20 protein-coding genes and 1 pseudogene are annotated in these 23,869 nt (G+C 59.5%); 14 read left to right on the top strand and 7 right to left on the bottom strand.

The features are described from left to right. The first annotated feature begins 140 nt into the window (after positions 1-140). The 10 genes from P0N66_RS09430 to P0N66_RS09385 all read left to right on the top strand — a co-directional run bounded on the left by P0N66_RS09430 (position 141) and on the right by P0N66_RS09385 (position 13,268). Positions 141-3,458, top strand: coding sequence for a transglycosylase domain-containing protein (locus tag P0N66_RS09430; protein WP_275804712.1), 3,318 nt, complete (start codon positions 141-143; stop codon positions 3,456-3,458). A gap of 42 nt (positions 3,459-3,500) precedes the next feature. Continuing rightward, positions 3,501-5,195, top strand: a complete 1,695-nt coding sequence (locus P0N66_RS09425) for a hypothetical protein (RefSeq protein WP_275804710.1) — start codon at positions 3,501-3,503, stop codon at positions 5,193-5,195. A gap of 163 nt (positions 5,196-5,358) precedes the next feature. Continuing rightward, entirely contained in the window at positions 5,359-7,668 is a 2,310-nt protein-coding gene (locus P0N66_RS09420) for a chemotaxis protein CheA (RefSeq protein ID WP_275804708.1), read from the top strand. Positions 7,669-7,784: 116 nt separating this feature from the next. Next, positions 7,785-8,306: a chemotaxis protein CheW gene (locus P0N66_RS09415; RefSeq protein WP_275804705.1), complete on the top strand. Its 522-nt coding sequence runs from the start codon at positions 7,785-7,787 to the stop codon at positions 8,304-8,306. Positions 8,307-8,337: 31 nt separating this feature from the next. Continuing rightward, positions 8,338-9,198: a CheR family methyltransferase gene (locus tag P0N66_RS09410; RefSeq protein WP_275804703.1), complete on the top strand. Its 861-nt coding sequence runs from the start codon at positions 8,338-8,340 to the stop codon at positions 9,196-9,198. A gap of 355 nt (positions 9,199-9,553) precedes the next feature. Next, entirely contained in the window at positions 9,554-10,033 is a 480-nt protein-coding gene (locus tag P0N66_RS09405; RefSeq protein ID WP_275804701.1) for a chemotaxis protein CheD, read from the top strand. After that, positions 10,030-10,875: an HDOD domain-containing protein gene (locus P0N66_RS09400; protein WP_275804699.1), complete on the top strand. Its 846-nt coding sequence runs from the start codon at positions 10,030-10,032 to the stop codon at positions 10,873-10,875. The genes P0N66_RS09405 and P0N66_RS09400 overlap by 4 nt, the downstream gene beginning before the upstream one ends. Before the next feature lie 145 nt (positions 10,876-11,020). Further along, entirely contained in the window at positions 11,021-11,470 is a 450-nt protein-coding gene (locus P0N66_RS09395) for a response regulator (protein ID WP_275804696.1), read from the top strand. 175 nt (positions 11,471-11,645) lie between these two features. After that, on the top strand, positions 11,646-12,104 hold the full coding sequence (locus tag P0N66_RS09390) for a chemotaxis protein CheX (RefSeq protein ID WP_275804694.1): 459 nt from the start codon (positions 11,646-11,648) through the stop codon (positions 12,102-12,104). Between the two features lie 126 nt (positions 12,105-12,230). Next, on the top strand, positions 12,231-13,268 hold the full coding sequence (locus P0N66_RS09385) for a protein-glutamate methylesterase/protein-glutamine glutaminase (protein ID WP_275804692.1): 1,038 nt from the start codon (positions 12,231-12,233) through the stop codon (positions 13,266-13,268). Here the strand turns inward: P0N66_RS09385 and P0N66_RS09380 are convergent. After that, positions 13,265-13,840 (bottom strand): methylated-DNA--[protein]-cysteine S-methyltransferase, encoded by a 576-nt coding sequence (locus tag P0N66_RS09380; RefSeq protein ID WP_275804690.1) that lies wholly within the window; start codon positions 13,838-13,840, stop codon positions 13,265-13,267. The genes P0N66_RS09385 and P0N66_RS09380 overlap by 4 nt on opposite strands. 259 nt (positions 13,841-14,099) lie before the next feature. Here P0N66_RS09380 and P0N66_RS09375 point away from each other — a divergent pair, with 259 nt between their 5' ends. After that, positions 14,100-15,191 carry a D-alanyl-D-alanine carboxypeptidase family protein gene (locus P0N66_RS09375; protein ID WP_275804688.1) on the top strand — a complete coding sequence of 364 codons (1,092 nt, stop codon included), beginning with the start codon at positions 14,100-14,102 and terminating at the stop codon, positions 15,189-15,191. Further along, a complete protein-coding gene (locus tag P0N66_RS09370; protein ID WP_275804686.1) occupies positions 15,169-15,870 on the top strand; it encodes a 5-formyltetrahydrofolate cyclo-ligase in 702 nt (233 codons plus the stop codon). Before P0N66_RS09375 ends, P0N66_RS09370 begins: the two co-directional genes overlap by 23 nt. Before the next feature lie 58 nt (positions 15,871-15,928). Here P0N66_RS09370 and P0N66_RS09365 read toward each other — a convergent pair whose 3' ends face one another. Then, entirely contained in the window at positions 15,929-16,849 is a 921-nt protein-coding gene (locus P0N66_RS09365; protein WP_275804684.1) for a YkgJ family cysteine cluster protein, read from the bottom strand. 232 nt (positions 16,850-17,081) lie between these two features. Here P0N66_RS09365 and tatC point away from each other — a divergent pair. Next, a pseudogene (gene tatC, locus P0N66_RS09355) lies at positions 17,082-17,824 on the top strand (twin-arginine translocase subunit TatC). 89 nt (positions 17,825-17,913) lie between these two features. Here the strand turns inward: tatC and P0N66_RS09350 are convergent. The 3 genes from P0N66_RS09350 to P0N66_RS09340 all read right to left on the bottom strand — a co-directional run bounded on the left by P0N66_RS09350 (position 17,914) and on the right by P0N66_RS09340 (position 20,371). Further along, positions 17,914-18,480: a tetratricopeptide repeat protein gene (locus tag P0N66_RS09350; RefSeq protein ID WP_275804677.1), complete on the bottom strand. Its 567-nt coding sequence runs from the start codon at positions 18,478-18,480 to the stop codon at positions 17,914-17,916. Positions 18,481-18,608: 128 nt separating this feature from the next. Beyond that, a complete protein-coding gene (locus tag P0N66_RS09345; RefSeq protein WP_275804675.1) occupies positions 18,609-19,736 on the bottom strand; it encodes a DVU0298 family protein in 1,128 nt (375 codons plus the stop codon). After that, complete coding sequence (locus P0N66_RS09340; RefSeq protein WP_275804672.1) at positions 19,733-20,371, bottom strand: tetratricopeptide repeat protein; 639 nt, start codon at positions 20,369-20,371, stop codon at positions 19,733-19,735. Before P0N66_RS09340 ends, P0N66_RS09345 begins: the two co-directional genes overlap by 4 nt. 432 nt (positions 20,372-20,803) lie before the next feature. Between P0N66_RS09340 and P0N66_RS09335 the strand changes: the two genes are divergently transcribed. Next, complete coding sequence (locus P0N66_RS09335) at positions 20,804-22,297, top strand: cobyrinic acid a,c-diamide synthase CobB (protein WP_275804670.1); 1,494 nt, start codon at positions 20,804-20,806, stop codon at positions 22,295-22,297. Here the strand turns inward: P0N66_RS09335 and P0N66_RS09330 are convergent. After that, on the bottom strand, positions 22,273-23,250 hold the full coding sequence (locus P0N66_RS09330) for a P-loop NTPase (RefSeq protein WP_275804668.1): 978 nt from the start codon (positions 23,248-23,250) through the stop codon (positions 22,273-22,275). The two genes, P0N66_RS09335 and P0N66_RS09330, sit on opposite strands and share 25 nt — an antisense overlap. A 4-nt stretch (positions 23,251-23,254) precedes the next feature. Then, on the bottom strand, positions 23,255-23,611 hold the full coding sequence (locus P0N66_RS09325) for a hypothetical protein (protein ID WP_275804666.1): 357 nt from the start codon (positions 23,609-23,611) through the stop codon (positions 23,255-23,257). Between the last annotated feature and the right edge of the window lie 258 nt (positions 23,612-23,869).

Here is a 23,869-nt window from a genome sequence, read left to right as displayed (position 1 = left end):
CGACTTCTTGCGCAGTCGTCACACATCAATCAATAAAGTTGCCGTTTTTTACTTGACTCTCGGCGGATATGCAAGCAGATATCGGGTGCAGCCCGCCCTCGGTGTCCTGCGCCGGCCAGTAAAATCGAGTGTTCTTAATTATGCTGAAAAAAATCTTTTATATCTTTGTGCTGGCGGCGACCGCTTGTCTGCTGCTGGGCGCCGTGACTCTGTTCTGGCTGGTGGTGGTCAGTCCGGGGGAGGCGATCAAGCGAGGAAATATTGAAAAAATCCTGGCCATGGAAAGCCCGGTTTACTACCGGGACGGTATCCGGCGGATCGGGGTTTTTTTTGAACAGGCCCACCGCCAGTACGTCCATTTTGAGCAGATTCCCACAGATTTCATCCACGCCATCGTAGCCGCTGAAGACAGTTCCTTTTTTGATCACTACGGGATCGATTTTACCGGGGTGGCCCGGGCGGCGATTGCCAATATCAAGGCCCGGCGCGTAGTGCAGGGCGGCAGTACCATCACCCAGCAGACCGCTAAGAATCTTTTTGAACGGCGAGACCGCTCACTGGCCTCCAAACTGCGGGAGCTGCTGTATGCCCTGCGGCTGGAGTACCACTACGAAAAGGAAGACATTCTGGAGTTTTACGCCAACCAGTTTTTTGTCAGCGGCAACGGCCGGGGGCTGGGGATGGCGGCCCGTTATTTCTTCGACAAGCCGGTGGAGCAGCTTGGCCTGCTGGAAAGCGCTTTCATTGCCGGCAGTGTCAAAGGACCAAACCACTACAACCCCTTTATTCAGCGCGACGAGGAACGTGAAGAACGGGCTCGGCAGCGGGCTCGGCAGCGTACCGGTTATGTGCTGGACCAAATGTACCGGCAGAACTATCTTGACGCCGATCAGCTGGTGGCCGTTCGCGACCGTGAGATCCCATTCAACCGGGGCCAGATGGCCTATGCCCTTAACACCCTGTTGGATCTGGTCCGGGAAGGCCTGAGTGAGCCGGAGGTGGTGGAGGCCTTAAGCCGGCACGGGATCGACAACGTGGCGACTTCGGGGATCAGGATCATTACTTCGGTGGACGGTGATCTGCAGAACGAGGCCCATCATGCCCTGCGGGCCGAGCTCTCCCGGCTTGATACCCGGCTACAGGGGTATGATCACCGGGCCATGCAGGAGGTTTACGCTGATCTGCCCCGGGGGGGCGATTGGCGGCAGCGACCGTCGCCTTTCATGATCGGCCGCATCGCCGCCATTGAAGGTTCGGAGCAAAGCCCTGAAATACGGGTGGATCTTGCCGGCGCCAGATCCCCCGTCGGTGAAACCCCGCCTCCGGCCTATATTGACCGGGCGGGATTGTTAAATTTGCTTCAGCCGCTGGCCCATTACCGCCAGCCCAACCGCCGCTGGCTGGAGACCACGGATGCTGACTTGACCCGGCTGCTGGCGCAGCTTAAAGAGGATGATCTGGTTTATGTAAGTGTGCGGGCGCGACGGACGGACGGGGAGTTACGGCTGAGCCTGGAAAAATACCCCGAATTGCAGGGCGGCGTGCTGGCGCTGGAAAAGGGGGCGGTACGGGCCATGGTCGGCGGAGTGGACAACCTGCATTACAACCGGGCGGTTACCGCCCGTCGGCCCATGGGTTCGTCGATGAAGCCCCTGGTGTATGCTGCGGCTCTGCAACTGGGCTGGAACAGTGCCGATGTCCTGGACAACCGCCGCAATGTATTTGTCTACCAGCAGCAGGCCTATTTTCCCCGGCCGTTTCAGGCCATCCGCGATGAGCAGGTTTCCCTGAGCTGGGCCGGCGTGACCTCGGAGAATTTGGCCAGCATCTGGCTACTGTACCACTTGCTGGATCATTTGTCGCCGGCCCGGTTTGCCGAACTGGTCGAGCACTTGGGGCTTGCTCGGGGGGCGCATGAAAACCGGGAGGCATATATCCGGAGGATCAGGGATCGGATGGGGGTGGTGGCGGATCGTGCCGCCCTCTATAAAGCCGCTTTCGAGCGGGCCGTGGAACTGGTGGAGCCAGACCTGATTTTTAATGATTTGACCGAAGAATTTGAGTTTCTGCAGGAGATTCATTACGGCGACAATTTTGACCGCTTCCGGGCGGAGGTGGAGGCCGAGTTCTTCGGTCCCGACAGTTCGGCGGCGGACCAGCGGGAAGGTCGGACCAGGCTGGCCATTTTGGACCGGAACCTGTTGCGTTACCTGGCTCTGCGGGACAACCTGCGGGAGCTGATTGCCACCGCCGAAAATGTCGATGATTTTGAGGAGTTTCGCCCGATCCGTCTTTACCGCGATGAGGAGAGTGGCGCCTATATCTACAGCGAACAAGGGCGACAGGCGGGCTGGCGGCCGGTGGAGATCTGGGATGTGGCCGAACCGCCGGCAACCGGCGGGGTTTCTCCCCGGCGGTTTTGGGGGGAAGTCCTGGTGGAAGGACGTCTGCGGATGGACACTCTGGATTTGCTGGAGGAGTACCTGGAAGATGAGTACCGGCGCCTGGCGGCGTTTTCTCCGTACGATCCGCAGGTGCTTTACCGGACCAGAGACTTCCGAGTGATGGTGGCCCTTGAATACCTGGTGGGGCTGAGTCGGGCGCTGGGGGTTGAAAGCCGGTTGGATCCGGTGCTGTCTTTTCCTCTGGGCTCCAATGCCATCAGCTTGCTGGAGTTGGGGAGGATTTATGAATCATTTCAGGATGGCCGGTTCTTTTTGCCGGGCAGCCGGGTGGATGGCGGCGGGCTGGCCATCATTGAAAGAATCGAGACCAGTGACGGCAAGGTCATTTATGAGTCCTCTCTTACCCCGCGGCGGGTGTTTGCCCCCCGGGTCGCTCTGGCGGTCAGCGATATTCTTTATAACGCCATGGCGCACGGCACCGGTCGTGGAGCCCAGAACCAGGTGCGCCTGCAAAGCACCGATGGCTCACGCCAGGAGATTTTGGCGGATCTCGACCTCCGGGTGCCGCTTTTTGGCAAAACCGGTACCGCCAATCGCTATTTGAACACCGCCTTTGCCGGCTATTTACCGAGCCCCGGGGGGCGTGACCGCTTTACCCTGGGCCAGGGGCACACTCTGGCGGTTTATGTGGGCTACGATGATAACCGCCCCATGGTGCACGGGGTGACCAGGATTACCGGAGGGGCCGGGGCCATGCCGGTTTGGGCCAGGCTGGCCGAAGCCGTCTATCGGCACAGGGATTACGCCGTCAGCCTGGACCTTGAAGATATGGCCTTTTCCGGCCAGGAGAGGGTTGATGTGGCCTATCCCGAGCTTTTCCAGGTGGAAATTCCGGTTGATGCTGGTCGCGGTGGTGTGGTAAGCAGAAACCTGCTCCTGGAGCCATCCGATACTTGGGATGGCGCTAAAATTACCACCTTCGGCCAACGCGTCGGCGACGGCGAAATCGTGCTGGAGCGCTTTTTTGAGCCTTACTGGCGCTCGGTGGAGTGACGGCGTTTGCTGGCTGAAAGCTGATCTTGCGGGGGGAAATAATTGCAGCTGAAAAAATATTTATACGGGTTGTTGCTGTTGGGGGCTGCGGTCACGGTTGGCTGCGCCACAGCGCCGCCGCCGGTGACGGTGCCGATGCCGCCGCCGGAGGTGACGCCGCGACCGGTGGCGGAACCGCCGCCGATGCCGTCGCCGGTTCGGTCTGACTTTGACGAGGAAGAGCTGTTGCGCTTTGTGGCGGCGGAGGAGCGGAACCTTGCACCACGGCTTGAGTACTACCGGGAGGAACGGCGAGAGTGGCAGCAACTGGCGACCGCCCTGGCCGAGTTGATCCCCCGGGCGAACTGGCCGGACGGGTGGAGCAATTGCCTGGTTCAGTTGGATGAGGTAACGGTAAGCTTTGAGCGCGCCCGGGAAAAACTGGGCGATCTGGAATGGGAAACCGGCGGCAACTGGAGCGCGGCGGTTGCCGCGCTGAGTGTGGCCTACCGGGCCGACCGGGAGTTTGTCGCTGGTAATTGCGATACTTACCGCCGGTTGGCGGAGAAAACGGTGGCCGTCCGGCTTGACCAATTTCATGAATTGGCCGCCGAGCAGTTGCAAGCGGTGTTGTTTCATTACGCTCGCCAGGGTAAGGCCGACGAAGTTCGGCAGACCCTGGAAGAGTGGCGTTGGATTTATCCCGAGCGGATTCTGCCTTTCTCCCTGCTGCAAAAAATCAGCCTGGCCCTTTTTCGCGCCGGCCAAAGGGAACCCGCTCTGGAGTTGCTGGCGGAGCAGGAAGAGGCGGTGGCGGCAACGAGGATGGAGACCTCCGATATCACCCGACTGAGGGGGGATTTGCTGTTGATTGCCGGGCGTTCCGATGAGGCTCGCCGACAGTATGAGAAAATTGCCGACCGCCACGCGGCCTTGGAAGAGCAGCGTCAGTGGGTTGATGAGCAGCTGCGGCTGTTAAGCGGTCAGATTCCGGCCAGTCGGGAAGAACGCTCCCTGTTTCTGGGGCTGCTGGAAGATGCGATTCTTTTTGACGGCCGTGCCATGCCTGTTGGCATGCAACAGCGCATGCAGCGGCTGGATGAACGTTTTCCGGCCGGCATCCTGACTTTTCGGGCCCGTTTGCTGGTCGACGAGGTTGAGCGCCGGGCCCAGGGATGGTTCCAGGGACGACTGGGGCAAGTGGAAGGAATGCAGGCAGAAGGGGCCTTCGACCATGCCGTCGCCGCGCTTGAAGCTCTCCTGACGGAAAACTTGAACCGGGAGCAGGAATATCTGGTCCGGCAGATGCTGGTCGAAGCTGAAGAGTCCCGGCGGGCAGCGGCGGAGCGGCGGCAGCTGCTGGAACAGCAGGCGCTGTCCATGCAGTGGGAAGAGGCTAATCGGTTGCTTGATCTGGGGCAGTACGACGAAGCAAGCGTGCTCTTCTCCCGCCTGCTGGAAAGCGACTACCGCGAAGAGGCCCGGCGGCGCATGGCCGAGGCTACCCGGGAGGCGGCCACTGAATTGCGCCGGGAAGCCGCCGCCCTTTTTGTCCGGGCGCGGCGCAGTGATGATCCGGAGCGGGCAGCGGCCCTGGCCGGCGAATCATGGCAATTATTGCATCGGATTGTCACCGTTTATCCCGACAGCGACATCGTCGACCGGGTGATGGACAATCTGTCCTCGGTGGAGGATTATCTTGCCGATCTGGATCCCGAACTGCTCAAGGAACTACAGGAGCGGGGGGAGAGCGAATAGGTGGCCTGGCTTATTGATAATGAATGAGAAAAAGCTTGTCTTTATGCCGTTTTTTGGGCAGTATGCGGCGGTGAGGTGGCCTTGCGTCAACAAAAGTTACTGCTCTTTGTCGCCCCTCAAACGCTGTGGTATCGCCGATTATTAACCAAAACCGAGAACAGCCATGCCCCAGGACGAACATGCCGTAGCTAAAATTCTCGATGATATGGCCGTGAAAATCCTCATGGTTGAACCGGGTGACCTTTCGGTGGTGGGAGAGCTGTTGGCGGCGGCGGAGGATCTGTTGGCCACCCGGGATGAAGTGGCCAACCTGCCGGTGCTGCACGCCATGGCACACGCCTTCAAGTCCGCTCTGGAACGGATGATCATGGGTGAACTGCCGGACTCGGCTGAAAATTATGAACTGCTGGGCAAGGCCATCACCCAGATACAGGAGGCGGTACGCAAAGGGGCGGACATGGATGAAGCCGGGGTGGAGGCTTTTGCCCGGCACCTCAGCGATGCCGGTTATCTGGTTAGCGCCGCTGAGTTGCTGGGCGATCCGGGCCAAGTCGGCCCGAAGGAGGAAGAACAGGCCGCGGCGGCAGCGCCGTCCGGCGACGATGCTTCCGCCTCGCCTCCCCCCGAAGAGGAGGCCGAGCCGGCAACTGCACCGGCGGCGCCGGAACCGGCAGCGACCGGCAGCGGCGGCGTTCCGGATTTTCTCCAGGACAAGGAGCTGCTCGGCGGCTTTATTGATGAAGCCTTTGAGCATCTGGAGAGTATCGAGGTCAATGTCCTGGAACTGGAGCAGAACCCCGGAGACCTGGATATCATTAACAACATCTTTCGCCCCTTTCATACCATCAAAGGGGTGTCCGGTTTTCTCAACCTGCGCACCATCAACAAACTGGCCCATGCCACCGAAAATCTCCTGGATGACGTCCGCAACGGCAAACGGGAGATGGATTCCGATGTCATCGACCTGGTTTTGACCGTGGGGGATACGCTCCGCAGCATGGTGGAGAACATCAAAGATGTGCTGGAAAACGGTCCCGATCGTTATCAGGATCTGGATATTTCCGCCCAAGTTGCGCACATCCTGGCCCTGCAGGAAGGGAAAAGCCCGGCCGACAGCGCCCCGGAGGCGGCGGTGATTGATGAAGGTGCCGCCGCTCCGGAGGATCAAGCGGCGCCAGAAACCACCGCCCCGGGAATGGAGCCGGCGGACTCTTTCACCGCCCTGCCCCGTGCCGGCCAGCCCTCGAACAGCGAGGGCCCCGCCCCGGCCGCTGCCAACGGTCAGGCCGCCCCCCGTAAAAAAATGGGGGCCTTCATCAAAGTCGACGTGGAAAAGCTTGATGCCCTGGTCAACGCGGTGGGGGAGCTGGTGATCATGCAGTCGCTGGTGCGCCAGAACCCGCTGGTGTCCAAGATTGCCGACCCCAAGCTGATCAAGGATTTTTCCCAGCTCAGCCGTATTACTTCCGATCTGCAGCACACCGCCATGTCCATGCGGATGGTGCCCATCAAGCAAACCTTCGACAAAATGATTCGCCTGGTGCGCGATCTCTCCAAGAAAAGCGGCAAAGAGGTGAACCTGGTCATGGAGGGTGCGGACACTGAAATCGACCGCAACATGGTGGACTCCATCTACGACCCCCTGGTGCACATGATGCGCAATTCGGTGGACCACGGCATCCAGCCCCCGGACGAACGGGTCAAGCACGGCAAGTCGCCCACCGGTACGGTCAGCCTGCGGGCTTATCAGAAGGGCGGCAACATGGTCATTGAGATCGAGGATGACGGTGAAGGGCTGAACACCATCAAGATCAAGAAAAAAGCCGAAAGCCGGGGGCTGATCCAGTCCGGCGACAACCTTTCCGATCATGAGCTCAACAACCTGATCTTCATGCCCGGCTTTTCCACCGCCGACCAGATCACCGACGTTTCGGGCCGGGGAGTGGGCATGGATGTGGTCAAAAAGGCGGTGGAGAAGTTGCGCGGCAAGGTTGAGGTGCAAAGCCAGTCCGGCAAGGGATCGCTGTTTACCATCCGCCTGCCGCTGACCCTGGCGATCATCGACGGGATTATCGTGCGGGTGGGCAGTGAGCGTTATATCATTCCCACCACCGCCATTCAGGAGTCCATGAAGCCGGAGCGCAAGAATTACAACACCGTTCATGGTCGAGGGGAATCCTTGCTGGTGCGGGGAGAGTTACTGCCGGTCATCCGGCTTTACCAACTGTTTGGGGTCGAGGACCCCACCCACAACGACCCTTGTGAGGCCATCGTGGTGGTGGTGGAGAACGAGGGCCGCCGCCGGGCTTTGATGGTGGATGAGTTGTTGGGCAAGGAAGAAGTGGTGATCAAAAACCTGGGCGGGATGTCGGATGTGCGCGGCGTGGCCGGGGGGACCATTCTGGGTGACGGCCGCGTGGGGCTGATCCTCGATCTGGCCGGAGTGATTGCCTCAGCGGCGGAAGAAAGTTAAGTGGTCACTAACGAAACAAAGATCTTATAAGCTTTCATCGCCGCCGCCACCGGATCGGCCGCGGCGGTGATGAACGGCTTACTAAACAACAGGGTCTTAAGCCCGAAGGAGGCGACATGACACTACCGGCGGAAAGTACCAGCAAGCGCGCCGACGAAAGCGTGCAGGGGGTCAGTGAGCTGGCTGGCAAGTACCTGACTTTTTCGCTGGCCAACGAGGAGTACGGGGTCGGCATTCTGAAAGTTCGGGAAATCATAGGGGTCATGGAGATCACGGCGGTGCCGCACACCCCGCCCCACATCAAAGGGGTAATCAACCTGCGCGGCCGGGTTATTCCGGTGATGGACCTGCGGCTTAAGTTCGGCATGCCGGCCAAGGGGTACGACGAACGGACCTGCGTCATTGTGGTTGAGGTGCAGGGTCGCAGCAGTGCCGTACAGGTCGGGATGGTGGTCGATTCGGTTTCCGAGGTGGTCAATATTGCCGGTTCCGAAATAGAGCCGCCGCCTTCCATGGGTGCTTCCACCGAAAGTGATAACATTTTAGGGATGGCCAAGGTGAAGGGCGAGGTTAAGATTCTGCTTGATGTCGATCGCGTTGTGGGCGAAGGTTTACTCCGCCAGTTCGAGGAGATGTAAGACCGGCCTTCCTCCGCCGGCCACAACTTGCATGACAGCCAATTACCACGATCAATTAAGCCTGCGTAAAAGCCAGCTTACCGACGCGCTTTTTCAGAAATTCAGCGTTCTGGTGTACGAAAAGGCCGGAATTTATCTGAAACCGGAAAAAAAGGAACTGCTTAATGCCCGCCTGGGCAAGCGTCTGCGGGCCCTGGGGATTGAAAGCTTCAGCGACTATTACAATTACGTGGTTCATGACACCAGCGGCGATGAACTGGTGCAGATGATTGATGTTGTTTCCACTAATTTTACCAGTTTTTTCCGGGAAAACGCTCATTTCGAGTTTATGGTCGACCACGCGTTGCCGGCCTTGGTCTCCCGTCCCGGCGGCAAAAAAGAGGTGGTGATCTGGTCGGCGGCGTCTTCTTCCGGTGAAGAACCATATACCATTGCCCTGGTAACCGAGGATTTTTTTGAACAGCAGCCGGGGTGGGGCTATCGAATTCTGGCCACCGACATCTCCACCCGGGTGCTGGCCCATGCCCAGCGAGGCGTTTATACCCTGGACAGGATGATCAAGGTACCCAAAAACTACCTGAAAAAATATTTTCAACGTGGCCAGGGGAGGGCGTCCGGACATGTCCGGGTCAAAGAGGCTCTGCGCCAGCGGATCAGCTTTGAGCGCTTTAATCTGATGGACGATTTCCCCTGGAACGGCTCACTGGACATTATCTTTTGCCGCAATGTCATGATTTATTTTAACCGTGAAACCCAGCAGCAGTTGGTCAACAAGTTTTACCGGGCGCTGGCGCCCGGGGGGTATCTGTTCATCGGGCACTCGGAGAGTATTTCCAGCCTGAAGCATAATTTTACGCCGGTGGCATCCACGGTTTACCAGAAGAACGGCTAAATCGCGTTATGTTTCCGGCCATATTGCCGGATTACTGCTGGAAAATTAACTCTGGCGGCCGCCAAAACCGGCCCAGGAGGTTGGTTGGTGGCAGCGAAAAAACAGGAATCATCGGGCGCGCCAGACGTTGGCGCACTGGTTCAGCAGACAACTTTAACGGGCGTGGAATTGGCGACATAACTGATCGCCTGAAGTAAAACGGTCACCGGGTGCCGCAAGTTGCGGCAAGCGGGACGGCGATGCGTGCCTAAGTACGTGAGCCGGCCCGATCGTCGCTACCGGCGGTGCCCCCGTGATCGCTTACTCGGCGACAGCGAGGCTATGGCCCTGAGGGGGGCGAGAGGATACAGACGGCATGAAAATTGTGGTTGGTATTTCCGATATGAAGGTAAGCAACAATCCCGAGGATGTGTTGATTACCTATTCACTGGGGTCCTGCATCGGCGTGGTGATCTGGGATCCGGTGGCCAAGGTGGCGGGTTTGCTCCACTATATGCTGCCTGACTCTTCGTTGGATAAAGAGAAAGCCCAATTAAAGCCGTTCATGTTTGCCGATACCGGCATCCCTCGCCTTTTTAAAGAAACTTACAAATACGGCGCGGCCAAAAGCCGGCTGGTGGTGAAAGTGGTGGGCGGATCGCAGATTATGGACAGCTCCGGAATTTTTAATATCGGCAAGCGTAATTATGCGGTGCTGCGTAAGATGTTCTGGAAAAATCACATCATGGTAACCGCCGAGGATGTCGGTGAATCGGGGAATCGCACCGTCAGCATCGAGGTGGATACCGGGCGGACCATGCTTAAGGTTTCCGGGCGGGGGGAATTCGAACTATGAGCAGAGTTGAAGAAATTTTAAATCTGTTAGAGTTTGTCCAGCCCTTTCCCAAGGTGGGCCGCCGAGTAATGGATCTGCTGGCCGATCCCGAGGTGGAAGTCAAGGCCCTGGCCGAGGTGATCCAGTATGATCAGGTGATCACCGCCAATGTGCTGAAAATTTGTAACTCACCATATTATGGCTTGGCCCGGAAAGTTTCTTCCTTGAACGAAGCTCTGGTGATGCTCGGCCATGAGGCTTTGCGGGAAATCATTGTCACCAGCAGCAGTGCCGCTTATTTCAAGGGTGAAGTGGGCGCCGGTTACGCCCTGGAGCAGGGTGAGTTGTGGCGCCATTCGGTGGCGGTGGGTATTTTGGCCAAGCACCTGGTGGGGAAGATCAAGGAAGTTGAGGCGGGGACGGCTTTTACCGCCGGGCTGTTGCATGATATTGGTAAGCGCTTTTTAAGCGCCTTTGTCTCCGACGATTTTGAGCGCATTATGAACAAGGTGACGCAGGAAAAAACCTCCTTTGTGGAAGCGGAAAAGGAGATCCTGGGGATCACCCATGCCGAGTTGGGCGGGTTGATTCTGCAGCGCTGGGACTTTCCTCCCGAGATGCAAAGAGCGGTGCAGCTGCATCATGACCCCGAGGCGTTGGCCAGAGAGCCGTTGACCGCTTTGGTGGCCTTGAGTAATGCCCTGGTGATTTCCGCTGGCATCGGGGTAGGGGCCGACGGCCTGGCCACCCGGCTTAAAGGTGAAGGATTGCGCCGCTTCGGGATAAGCCAGCCGCATCTGGATTTGGCCTTGGTCAGCCTGATGGAGGAGCTGGAGCAGGCCGAGGAGTTATTGCAGCTGTAGCGTTTGACACGGCTGAGCGGTAATGCATATTTAGCAGCCCGGGGCCGGCTTATACAGAAGCCGCCCGGTGATGGCAGTGTCAGCGGTGCGTGTTGCCGGGAGACCGGGAGCCGCAGAGAACAACCCGTGGTAAAAGGACAAGATAATGGCATTCAACATTCTGGTGGCGGATGACTCGGCGACCATGCGGGTGGTGATCAAAAAAACCGTGGAAATGGCCGGGGTGCCAGTGGGAGAGTTTTTTGAGGCGGCCCACGGCAAAGAAGCCATGGAGATACTGGAGCGCAACTGGATTGACGTGGTCCTCTCGGACATCAATATGCCGGTGATGGGGGGCATGGAATTGTTGTCTGAAGTGAAGAAAAACGACGACTTTCGGCATATTCCGGTGGTTTTTATCACCACCGAGTCCAGTGAGGCCCGCATGGAAGAGGCTCGGCAACAGGGCGCGGCCGGTTACATCAAAAAACCATTTCAGCCGGAAACCATCAAGACCATTTTGTATGATGTGCTGGAAAAGGCCTTCCAGCACAAGATTGAGGCCCCACCCCAGCCGGCCGCTGATGCTGATGATGATGATGGTATGGATTTCTGAAGCTTGCGTGTAACTGTTCAGCAGCACCCCCGAAAGCGGTGATCAGGTCGGCTTGAGTACCTGATGTACGCTACGCCGACTCGGCACCGCAACCTGGGGCACTGCTGAACAGTTACGTGCCAGAATGAGCTGGATAGTTACACTTGCGTTAACCCGAGCTAGAGGAAGGTTCCCCATGGATGAGCAATTCCGGCAAATGATTTACGATACCTTCAGCGAGGTTTTTGAAACCATGTTTTTTACCTTTCTGGAGCCCATTGACGAGTTGTCCGGGGCGGTGGCGTTGAGTGCCGACGATGACTATATCCAGGCCAATATTTCCTATCACGGTCCCGAATCGGGGCGCTTCGCCCTTTATCTGCCCCAGCGCCTGGCGCGCAATATCACCATGAACTTCCTCGGGGTCGAAGCAGGTGAGGTCGGGGAGGCACAGATACTGGATACGGCCAAAGAGACTGCCAATATGGCGGTGGGCAGTCTGCTGGGCCGGGTTGACCCGGGCGGTGAAGCCAAGCTGCACATCCCGGAGGCGTACCTGCTGGATGATTTTTCCGCTCAGGAACTGCTTGAACAGCCGGGGGCGCTGCTTTTTAATACCGACTTCGGGGCGTTGTGGGTAGTATTCAAAAACTGACATCAGCCCGGCGGGATTGGCAAACTGGCGGCTTAACTGGCCCGGTCACTCAACGACAACGTGGAGTGGCTTGCCGGAAATGGAAATTATCGGTTATGCAAACTGAACTGACGATGCGGCGGGACTATGCGGAAAATTAGAGTGCTGGTGGTGGATGATTCTGCCGTGGTGCGCAAGGTTTTCACCGAGGAACTGTCGCGCGAAAAAGACATTGAGGTGGTGGCCACGGCCCCCGATCCTTATGTGGCTAGGGATAAGATCGTCGAACTCAAGCCCGACGTGATCACCCTGGACATCGAAATGCCGCGCATGGACGGGATCACCTTCCTGCGCAAACTGATGCGTTATCTGCCATTGCCGGTGATTATCGTAAGTTCGCTGACCCGGGAAGGCGGCAGCCTGGCCCTGGAGGCCATGGAAATCGGGGCGGTGGAGGTGATCAGCAAGCCGGGCGAGGCCTATTCGGTGGGGGACATGAGCGCCCAGCTGGCCGAAAAGATCCGGGCCGCTGCCCAGGTCGACGTTACCCAGCGCCGACGGGTGATTACCCAGCCCCGTACGGTGGCGCCGAAACTTTCTCTTACCCGGACCACCAACAAGCTCATTGCCATCGGTGCTTCCACCGGCGGCACCGAAGCCCTCAAGGAAGTGCTGACCCAGTTCCCGCCCAACTCGCCGGGAATCATGATCGTGCAGCACATGCCGGCCAAGTTTACCACCAGCTTTGCCGAGCGGTTGGACAGCCTGTGCCAGATCCGGGTCAAGGAGGCGAAAGACGGCGATGCGGTGGTGCCGGGGACCGCCCTGCTGGCGCCGGGCAACTTCCACATGGTGATGCGGCGCAGCGGGGCCCGTTACTACGTCAATATCAAGACCGGCCCCATGGTCTGTTATCAGCGGCCGGCGGTGGATGTCCTGTTTAACTCGGTGGCCGCCTACGGCGGGGCCAACGCCATCGGGGTGATCCTTACTGGCATGGGCAAGGATGGGGCCCAGGGGATGCTTAAAATGAAGCAGGCCGGTGCTCGGACCATCGCCCAAGATGAGGCCAGCAGCGTGGTTTTCGGGATGCCCAAGGAGGCCATCGAGTTGGGCGGCGTCGACAAGATCCTGTCCCTTAACGATATCACTGCTCAGGTGCTGAAGTTTCTTGAAGACGACTAGCGCCTTGCTCTTTTGCTGTTGTCGCGCTCCAGTGCCAACAGCGATTTCTTGACGGCCAGCCCCCCTCCGCTGAAGCCCCCCGGGCCGGTGCTTGCCACCACCCGATGGCAGGGAATCAGTAGAGGGCAGGGGTTGGCCCCGCAGGCCGAGCCCACCGCCCTGGCCAGGCGGCGACTGCCTAGTTCGGCGCCGATTTCCCCGTAGGTTCTGGTCTCGCCATAAGGGATTTTGCTCAACTGCCGCCACACTTTTTGCTGCCAAAGGGTGCCCGCCCGCATGAAGGGGGAGGGCGGCAGCGGTGTGAATTCCCTTCTCTCGCCATTCAGATACGCCAGTAACTCGGCCCGGGTTTGTTCGGCGCCGGCCTTGATTGCCGGGTGATTAGTAGCCACCAGCCGGTAAGGGGTGGTGGCGCCGGGGGGGAGAAGTCTGCCGGTCAATAGCTCGGCCATGCCGTGTTGATGCGCGCCGGGCAGAAAGCTGACATGAATCGGGCCGGCCGTGGTCAGGACGAGCCAGCACGACAGCAAAGGATGGTGGCAGGTCAGTGAAGCAAAAAAAACAGCGGTCATCGTCAGCTCCTCGTAATCCTTGATCAGGCCTAGATATTGTGGTGCCTGGTTGGTAAAACACGAGATGTGGTGGGCCTTTGCTTTTTGGGCTATGTTGGTTATTTCAGAAAAAACGGGTCGATAGAAAAAACTTTTAACTTTTTCCTTGATTTTTGCCGATCAGTTCTCTATAGCTCTTAACAGGTTGTACGGAGGAGGTGCATCTTCACTACTAGCCGAGGGTGCGGTGTTTTTTCAAGTAAAAGCACGGAGAGAGCGGATGCGTATCGCCGGAGCGTTGCAGGTTATGCTTTTTTGCTGTCTGGTGCTGGGCTGGTCGAGTATGGATGTTCAGGCCCGGCAGGTTCTGGCTACCACCCACAAGGCCTCGCCGGGGGACGGCAACATTGATCAGGGCTCGGCGGGTTTTGCGGCAACACCTTCTCGGGTGGTGCTGGGGCCCGCTGATGTGGACCTGATCAAAAGCCCGCCCGGCGGCAGCAGTCAACTTGCTCGCACCCGGGAGGCGGCCTTGCTGGAGCGGCGGATTACCGCCCGCAGCGCGGTGGTGGTCGACCCCTCCTCCGGTCGGATGCTTTTTGCCCTGAATCCCGATCAGCCCCGCCAGCCCGCCAGCACCATCAAGGTGATCACCGGTTTGATCGCCATGCAGTCGCTCCGTGATGCCGAGCTAGTGTCCACCAGCGCGCGGGCAGCCAGAATGCCCCGTTCCAAAATTTACCTGCAGGCCGGCCGCTCGTATCGGGCCGGTGATTTAATCAACGCCACTTTGCTGCGCTCTGCCAACGACGCCACCGTGGCCCTGGCGGAGAGGATTGCCGGCAGCGAGGCCGCTTTCGCCCGCCTGATGACCAGCAAGGCCCGCTCCCTGGGGGCCACCAATACCGTGATCCGCAACTCCAACGGCCTGACCGCCCGGGGGCAGCAGTCCACGGCCCGGGATCTGGCGATTATTTTTCATCGCGCCATGCAGAATCCGGAATTTGCCCGCCGCATCGGCACCACCAGCACCTCCACCAATTTCGGCCAGACTTTGCGCACCAATAACCGGGCTCTGTGGCAGATCAACGGGGCGCGAGGCGGCAAAACCGGTTTTACCCGCGCCGCCGGCCAGACCTACGTGGGTAAATTCGAGCGCGGCAACCAGAAGTTGATCGTGGCGCTGATGGGTAGCGATACCATGTGGGAAGATGTCGGCCAGTTGGTGGAATACGGCTTCCGGCAGCTGCGGGACGGCAGCATGGTGGCCGCTGCCCCAGTGGATGCCGCCTTTACCCGGCAGGGAACAGCGGGTGGTGGCTCGGTGGCGTCTTTGACCGTGCTGAGCAATGCAGCCAAGTCAGGACTCTAATTCAGGGGCTACAGGGGAAGGCAAGGAGCAGTTGCGTTCCCGTTACCGCCCCCTGCCGCCGGCGTTTGGCGGCCAGTTGGCCCAGCACCTGCGCTTATCCGAAAGTTACCGGTCGGCCGAGTGTGTCTTTGTGTCGCCGGCGCCATTGCTCAAGCAGTTTCGCATCAATCTCCTGGCGGACGGCAAAACCCTGCTGATGCCGGCCCCCTCCCTGCACGACGGTTTTTACCTCTTTGCCCCTTTCTCCATCCCCTTTGCCCGCCTGGCCCAGGCTGTGACGCCCCAAGGGATGTTGCGCCATGGGCGTAAACTGACCACCGCACAACTGGCCGGGCTGCAAGTGGGGTTGCTGGTGGCCGATGCCCTGGCGGTGGATGAGCAGGGAACAATGCTGGGTGACGGCAAAGGTTTTTTTGACCTGGCCGCCGCTATTTTGGCCGCCACCAAAGCCCTGGCCTCCCGGGTGACGGTGGTGGGATCGGCGGGTGCCGCCGGTCGGTCCCTGCCGTCCGAGCCATGGGATGTTCGGGCCGACCACCGACTTGACGCCTCTGGCTTGACCCTGTGTCGCGCCCCCAAGGATCCTCACGGCTGGTCGATCCATTGGGAGCAGTTGCCGCCGGTCCGCATCCGGCGCATTACCCCGCTTTGGCAGTTACGGGAACAGGCTGACCGTTAACCCGGGAGATGGCTGGGCCGGGTGCGCGGTTGTGCCGGTCACCGGTTTCGGCCTGTGGCTAGTTCTTATTGGTGCGGAAGATCGGTTCCAGGCCGCTGAGCTGGGCAAAGGCGGCGATCTCGTCTTGCAGCACCTGAACGTAAGGGCAGTCCCAGACGGCCAGCAGTTTGTGGCGGGCCCGGTAGACAGGAGGGTCTTGTGAGCTTTGGGCTTCTTCGTCGCATTCCAGAATATAGGCAAAAATCTGAGGGCGGCGGCAGACCTTCGGCCGGGCAGGGTAAATACGGCAGCCGCCCCGGTCATCAAGCTGGGGACAACTGCTGCCGTGGGGCAGGATCATGCTCCAGCCAGCCCGCCAGTGATAAACAGCCGGCGGCTGTTGATAAAAAGGCCGGCCGTGGAGTTCAAAAGGAGGTTCGGTGGCGCTGTCCCGGGCTTGACTGGCCGGGGTGTCGATTTGCGGCAGGGCCATTAAATTCGCCTCCTCCGGCTGCAGGGGGATTTCAAAAAAAAGCTGGCGCATCTCCTCGGTTGGTCCGGTGCAACAGAGGCTGCACCGGCAGGGTCCGCAGAGCAGGCTGTTGATGGCTTCCAGTTCCTGCTCCAGCACAGCCTGGTTTACCTGCATGGCTAAGGCTTCCATGGCCGGCAGGGGGTGGTCATGCTGGTCCAGGATGGTGATTTTTTTTGCCTCGCTGGCCGGGTCCTTCAGTGCCTCCAGGGGCCTGAGGGCCGTCAGGTGGGGAGCCAGCAGGTCGGCGGGGCGGTCATAATTGATCCCCGCAGTCTCCAGCGGCTCGGTAAGCTGGCTCAGCAACTCTCCAAGAGTGGTGAAAGGTCCGGTGAGAAAGAGCAGGTGTACCAGGCGCACCAACGGCAGCAGTGGCCGCTGCAGCAGTTGCCGTCCGGCCTGAAAGTGGTCGGCGTCGCAAAAAGCCGCGTCGCCGACTGGGCACTCTTTGTAGCTATTTGTTTTCACGCTCCCGACCAACCCCTTTGGCGGGTTTTTGCGAGATTATCATAGTTGTCGTTTTGCAAAAGCCCGTCATGCATCAGTTGAAACCATAAACAGATCCGAGGATCAGTCAAAATTATTGGTTTTGGCCGTGGGTTTTACGGCCCCCGTTCAGGAGCGACCCGACTTTGAAGGATATTAAGAGAGAGCTGAAATGCTTGACCACGGCCGATGGTGACGTTAGTATGTCACGACTATGGAAGAAACATTTCAGTCGCAGACTCTCGCCGAACACCTGACCGATTTGCGTCGGGCCTTGGTGCGATCACTGATCGCCGTGGGGGTCTTTTTCGTGGGCACCTACAGTTTCGCCGAGCCCATTGGCCACTGGTTCTTTGCCCCCCTGTTCGCCGCCCTGCCGTCCGAAAGCACGCTGATTTTCACCTCTTACCAGGAAGGGTTTTTTTTTATCTGAAGGTGGCCTTCACCGCCGCCCTGCTGCTGGCCTTGCCGGTTATTTTCTGGCAGTTCTGGAGCTTCGTGGCGCCGGGGCTATACCGCCATGAAAAGAAGGTGGTGCTGCCCTTTACCGTCATTTCGGTGCTCTGTTTTCTGGCGGGCGCGGCCTTTGCCTATTACGTGATATTTCCACCCGCTTTCCGCTTCCTGGTTGGCTACTCCCACGAATATCTGGCCACCATGCCCGGGGTCAGTGAATACTTCGGGCTGTCATTGCGGTTGTTCATCGCCTTTGGGGTGATCTTCCAATTGCCGGTGTTCATGGTCATGCTGGCCCGGCTGCGGGTGGTGGACGCCCCCTTTCTGGTGCGCCACCGCCGGTATGCCATCCTGTTGGCCTTTATCATTGCCGCCATGCTTACCCCCACCGCCGATCCGGTCAATCAGCTGCTGATGGTGGGGCCGCTGATCGTCCTTTACGAAATCAGTATCATCATGGTCAAGTGGTTTGGAGACAGTGCGGCCAGCGCCGAATCATGACGGGTCGGGCTGGGTTGGCGTTCGCTGGCAAAAAAGGCCCAAGCAAAGCAGCTCGGGTACGGTAGCCCGCCGGTCAGGTTTGGGTGTCTTTAACCGCGGCTGATGGCCTCGGCCTGGTCCAGCAGTTGCTGGGCCGCGCGCTGGTGCTTGAAATTTTTATGGATGCCGGCGGCGGTACGCAGGCTTTCGGCCGCCTTTGCGCGGTCGCCGACAGCCAGGTAAACTTCCGCTAATTTCTCCAGGATTTCCACAGCTCCGGCGGGATTGTTGTAATCCTGGTAGGCGGCCAGCAACTCCAGCCCCAACTCCAGGGCTCGTTCGTGGTTGCCCAGGGAGAGGTTGGTGTAAAAAAGCTGTTTTTCCAGGTAGGTTACGCTCAGGTGATCGTTGGCCGCCCGGCAGATGGCCAGGGCCCGTTGCAGGTGTTCCAGCGCCTTGGGGTATTCTTCCCGCAGCAGGCAGACTTCCGCCAGTTTGGTCACTGCTCGGGCCACGCCGGTCTCGTCCCCCTCTTCTTCAAACCCCCGCAAGGAATTGTGAAAGGCCGCCGCCGCCTGGGGCAGAGCCTTGTTTTTCATTTTTTCCAGGCCCTCATCGTAGTCCTGCTGGGCCTGACTTTTAGGTTCTTCCTGTTCTTTGTCGATGTCGTTGCTCATGATTGTTCCACCTTCTCTATCATCATTATTGATGAATCCGCAAAAAGTCCGTCCATGGACTTTTTGCTCCCCGGAAAGCGAAAACGAGGTTTCCGCTTTCCTTACAAATCAATATCTTACCAAGCAAGCTATTGATTTGCGCGCCCATCCATGGGCGCGATGATGACTTCTTGCGAAGTCATCATTAGTGCCTCCGCGGCCAGATCGCCGACGGTGGTTGCCCGGGGGCGGCCCTCTTCGTGGATGGTCACCGGGGTCTGATCCCGGGTGAGCGCCGCCAGGCGGTCGCAAACTTCCCGGGCTCCGGCCCGGCCCAAAAGCCTGATGGTCAGGGCGCGAGTCAAGGCATCGGGATCGTTCAGCAGATTGAACAACTGGTAAAACTGGTTGGCCCGGATCAGGTCCGGCCGGCGGGCGGCCACGCTGCCCAGGGCCCAGAGGACCAGGGGGCGGGTGCTGACATGATTGATGTAGCGCAGCAGGTGTCGGGTAAAAGCGCCGTAGATGTCCGGCCGGCCGGCGATGATGGCGCCCATGGTTTCCACCAGCCCCCAGTTGGCGGCAGCGGAATCACTGCTGGCGTCAAAGAGCCGGTGCAGCAGGTCGCTGACCACCCCGGGCTGGCGGGTAGCCACCCGGGCACAAACCTGACCGATGACGTGGGCCAGCCACCAGCGCTGATCGTCATCGGGGGTGTAGAGCAGGCGCTGGAGAAAACGCAGGGTGCGAACATCATCGAGGGTCAGATCCACCAGCCCGTCAATGTCGCCGGCCAGGGCCAGGCGCTGCACCTCTTTTTTGTCGGCTCGTTGCCGGCGGCGATGGGGGTCGCGTTCGGGTTCCAGGGGCGGCAAATAATCGGCGGGCTTTGCTTGGAGCTGCTGGGTAATCTCTTCAATCTCCTTCTGCAGCCGGACAAAATAGAGCACCCCGCGGACGTAGCGGCCGTCCAAATGGCGCTGCTCCAGGGTCTGGTGGGTGATTTCGTCGTAGCTTTCCACCCGGCCGGTAAGGTAGTCCTGGTCCGGCAGCAACTCCCAGGCCAGTTCCCAGTTGTCGTTACAGGCGTGTACCAGGGCCTCGATCATCGCCGAGCCGATATTGTGGCCGGTGGCATCACAGGCATAAACCGCGCCGCATTGACAGCGGCCGACTTTGAATTCTCCCAGCTTGCGCTGATCCTGGTCCTGGGGTGGTTCGATTTCGTCGCCGCAAAAAGGACAGCGGGGGCGGATTTTAATCTGTTGGCCTTTCATGTGGTCAGGGCTTCTTCAAGCGCTTGCCGGAAGCGCGGGTCCACCGGGTAGCCGAGGCTTTGGGCTTTGTCGGCCGCCTCTTTGGCCTCCTGGTATTGTTCCAGGTAGTAATGGGCCACGGCCAGGTTGTTATGGGCCATGCCGAAATCGGGGGCGAGCTTGATCGCCTCTTTGGCCGCCTGGCGCGCCTGGTCGAACTCGCCGGCCATGATCCGGCAGGAGGCCATGTTGACCCAGGCGTTGGTTAGCTTGGGATCGTGGCGCACCGCCTCTTCATAAGCGGCGATGGCGGCAGCCGCCTCACCCTGCTGCTGCCTGATCAGGCCGATGTTGTTATGGGCCTGCGACATTTCCGGCAGCACCTTGATGGCGTTGAGGTTGACCTCCAGAGCCTTGTCCAGGTTGCCCTGCTCGAAGTAGATGGCACCCAAGTTGATATAGGCCTCCACCGCCTGGTTGTCAAGTTCCAGGCACTTTTCCAGTTCCCGGATGGCGTCGTCAATGCGGTTCGCCTTGCGGTAAACCAGGGCCAGGTGGTGGTGAGCGGGCACATTATTGGGCTTATCGGCACATTTCTGTTCCAGCTCGGCGATGATTTTGTTTAACTGTTCTTGGCTTTCTGCTTTTTCCGACATGATAGTTTCCCTGGGGTAGGCAAAGTGTTGTTTTTATGGTGAGGGTCAAAACCAAAAAAGATAACACAGCCCGGAGCCCAGGTCAAAAAAAAGTGTAACTGTCCAGCAGCACCCCATCTTGGGGCGATCGGCCCGGCTTGCGTACCCAACAGTACGCGGCGCCAGGCCGCTTGCCCCAACCTGGGGCACTGCTGAACAGTTACCCCCGCATGAGCTGGATAGTTATAAAAAAGTAAGGTAACTGATCACAGGGGGGCAAACGGTAAGCGGTCGGGCCCCTGTACAAGCGTGGCCCGACGTTGATGGGCCCTGGAAGAGCAGTTGTGGTTCTGGCTTCTCGGGAAGGGAAGAGGTATAGTGGCCGTGGTTATGAAGGAGAACCGGTGGGTGGAGCAAAAAATAGCGACTGCCGTGGGCAGTGGGGAAGAAAGTATGGCGGAGCAAGCAGTGGCAGGCGGGCTGCTGGTGGCCGGCCTGGCTGGCGGCAGTGGAAAGAGTGTGGTGGCGGTGGGTTTGGCTGCGGCCTTGAGGCGGCGCGGTCATCTACTGGCGGTCTTCAAGAAAGGGCCGGATTATATCGATGCCGGCTGGCTGGCCCTGGCCGCCGGCCGCCCCTGTTATAATCTGGACCCCTACCTGATGTCCGCATCGGTGATTCGGGCCTCTTTTGCCGAGCATCTGGCCGGGGCGGAGCTGGCGGTGCTGGAGGGCAACCGGGGGTTATTCGACGGGGTGGATGTGGAGGGCAGTTGCAGCAGCGCCGAGTTGGCTCGGTTGCTTGCGGTGCCGGTGCTGCTGGTGGTGGATTGCACCAAGACCACCCGCACCGTGGCGGCCCAGGTGCTGGGTTGTCGTCATTTTGATCCTGAGCTGGCCATTGCCGGGGTGGTGCTGAACCGGGTGGGAGGGGCGCGCCATGAAAGTATCGTCCGCCAGGCGGTGGAACGATATACCGGCTTGCCGGTGCTGGGGGCGGTGCCCCGGAGCCGCCGGGATTTTTTCCCCCAGCGGCACCTGGGGGTGACCCCCGCCGTGGAGCATGGCGAGGCGAACCGGGCCGTGCTCGAGCTGGGCGAACAGGCGGAAAAGTGTCTTGATCTGGAACGGATTGTTGTTGCCATGGGCGGGGCGGCTGATGTTGCCGGTTGGGCCGTGAACGTCAACGGAAAGTTGAAACCGGCGGACCAGATAAAACCCTCGGTAACCAGCCGCAGGTTCGGTCCCGTAAACGATCACGGGGTGCCGCAGGTTGCGCCTGCTGGGACGGTGGCCGGGTCGTTGCGGATCGGCTACCTGTTGGATGTCGCTTTTCAGTTTTATTACCCCGACAACCTGGAGGCCCTGACGGCGGCGGGAGCGGAGTTGGTGCCGGTCAATGCCCTGGTGGCGGCGGCCTTGCCGTCTGATCTGGACGCACTTTATATCGGGGGTGGTTTCCCGGAAACCTCGGCGGCGGCGCTGTCAAGCAATATTTCCTTCCGGGAATCGGTGCGCCGGGCGGCGGCCGCCGGTCTGCCAATTTACGCTGAATGCGGGGGGTTGATCTATCTTGGCGAGGCCATTGTGCTGGACGGTCAGGAATTTTCCCTGGCCGGGGTCTTTCCGGTACGCTTCGGGCTGGCGCGCAAGCCCCAGGCTCATGGCTACACGGTGCTGCGGGTGGAGCGGGAAAATCCATTTTACGCCCCCGGCACCGAGATCCGGGGGCATGAATTCCGTTATTCGACGGTGACGCAGGCGGCGATTGACCCCGCCGGCCTGGCCCTGGTCATGGCCCGGGGGGTTGGCTTCAGCGAGGGCCGCGATGGCCTTACCATCGGCAATGTGCTCGCCCTTTATACCCACATCCACGCCCTGGGCACCCCGGAATGGGCCCCGGCCCTGGTGGCCCGCGCCGCGGCTTACCGGGCCGGGGCTGCGCGGTGAGTCGCAGCTTCGCGGATCAGGTCGTCCAGGCGGGGGGCGGCGGGCGGCTGCAGAATACGTTCGGTAATGGCCGCCAGGCCGCGGGCATAAGGGGTGTCTGGGTGGTCTTGCAGAAATACCCGGTTTTTCCTCACTGCCAGCCGGACGGCCGGGTCATGGAATAGTAGCCCCAGGGTGGAGCTTTGCAGGGAGAGATTTTTTTTCATGGTGCTTTCGATACGCTGGGCCACCTGCAGTTCTTCGGCCTCATCGGCCATGTTGTAAACCAGTCGCGGCTGGAAGCCCCCGCAGCGTTTCCTGGTTTCCCGAGCCAGCAGGGGGTCGTGCCGTTCGATCAGCCGGTAGACCTCCTCCACCGTCAGGTTGGCCCCGCCGGCGGAGCGGCGGTAGGCGGCCAGCAGATCCTTTTTAATGGGTGCTCGTTTGGCGGTGAGGCTGATGATATTGGCGAACATGAAGTTGCGAAGAAAGACCAGGGCGTTCATCATGGCCGGGGTGTCCAGGGTGGTGATGACAATACCGTTCCGGGCCAGGCCGAAGAGGTTCATGGTGTTGAGGGCCGAGCCGGCTCCCAGGTCGATGATCACGTAATCGGCCGGTAGCTGCTGCAATTGGCTCAGCAGCAGAAAACGCTGCTGGCTGGGGATGTTGGCCATGAAAGGGGTTTTGCCATCGCCGGGGAGAAAACGCAGGCCGTTGAAAGAAGTGGGAACCAGCAGTTTCTGCAGTTCCCGGCGTTGCTGTTTGAGGAAATCGCCCACCCCGGGGTTGGTGTTGGGCAGGCCGAGATAGGTGTGGAGGTTGGAGCCGCCCAGGTCGAGATCTGCCGCCACCACCCTGGCCCCACGGCGGGCCAGATTAATGGCCAGGCTGGCGGCAAAAACACTTTTGCCCGCGCCGCCCTTGCCGCTGGCGATGGGGATGATGACGGGTCTGGCACCGAGTTTCTGCATCGGGTCAGTGGGTGGTGACGGTGCCGAAAACTTTGGCGCGAATCTTTTTTTGCTGTTCCTCAGGCGGCGCGGGGTCGGTCCAGTGGATGAAGGACTCTTTGACCCGGATGAAGGCGCCGTTGTCCTCCTGGCATTGATCGCAGACGTTCAGGGCGTTGTCGCGGTAAATGACCACCTTGCTGGCCGGCTCCCCCTCCTTGTCCACCGCTGCCATCTTGCGACAGCCGCAGGCCAGGCGCAGCACTGCCACCCCCACCGCCTCGGGGCTGCCCTCGATGATGCCGCCAATCATCGCTTCTTCTGATTTCTCGGCGCTCAGGCCCTTGTTTTTGGTCTTGGCCGGGGGGTTAGCTTTGCTCATCGGTTGTACTCCTGATGGGTTGACCTGTTAACGAATCAGGTCATATATTCTGCCACCTCGGTGATTACCTGCGTGGTTGTAAAACTGAAAATAGCCGTTTAACCACGAAAAGCTACCTTATTTGGGCGTTGCGGTCAACAGGCGCTCCCGGCCGGTGCCATCCGGACCGCCACCAAAGGATTCGTCACCGCTTTTATGTTGACAAAAAAAAGGCGGTGCATTAGAGAAAAGTGTCGGAAATTGATGGCTCGAAGTGAT

Source organism: Desulfurivibrio dismutans, from assembly GCF_029210385.1.
Classification (GTDB): domain Bacteria; phylum Desulfobacterota; class Desulfobulbia; order Desulfobulbales; family Desulfurivibrionaceae; genus Desulfurivibrio; species Desulfurivibrio dismutans.
Note: the sequence above shows the minus strand (reverse complement) of the source record. Positions and strands in the feature narration are given on the sequence as shown.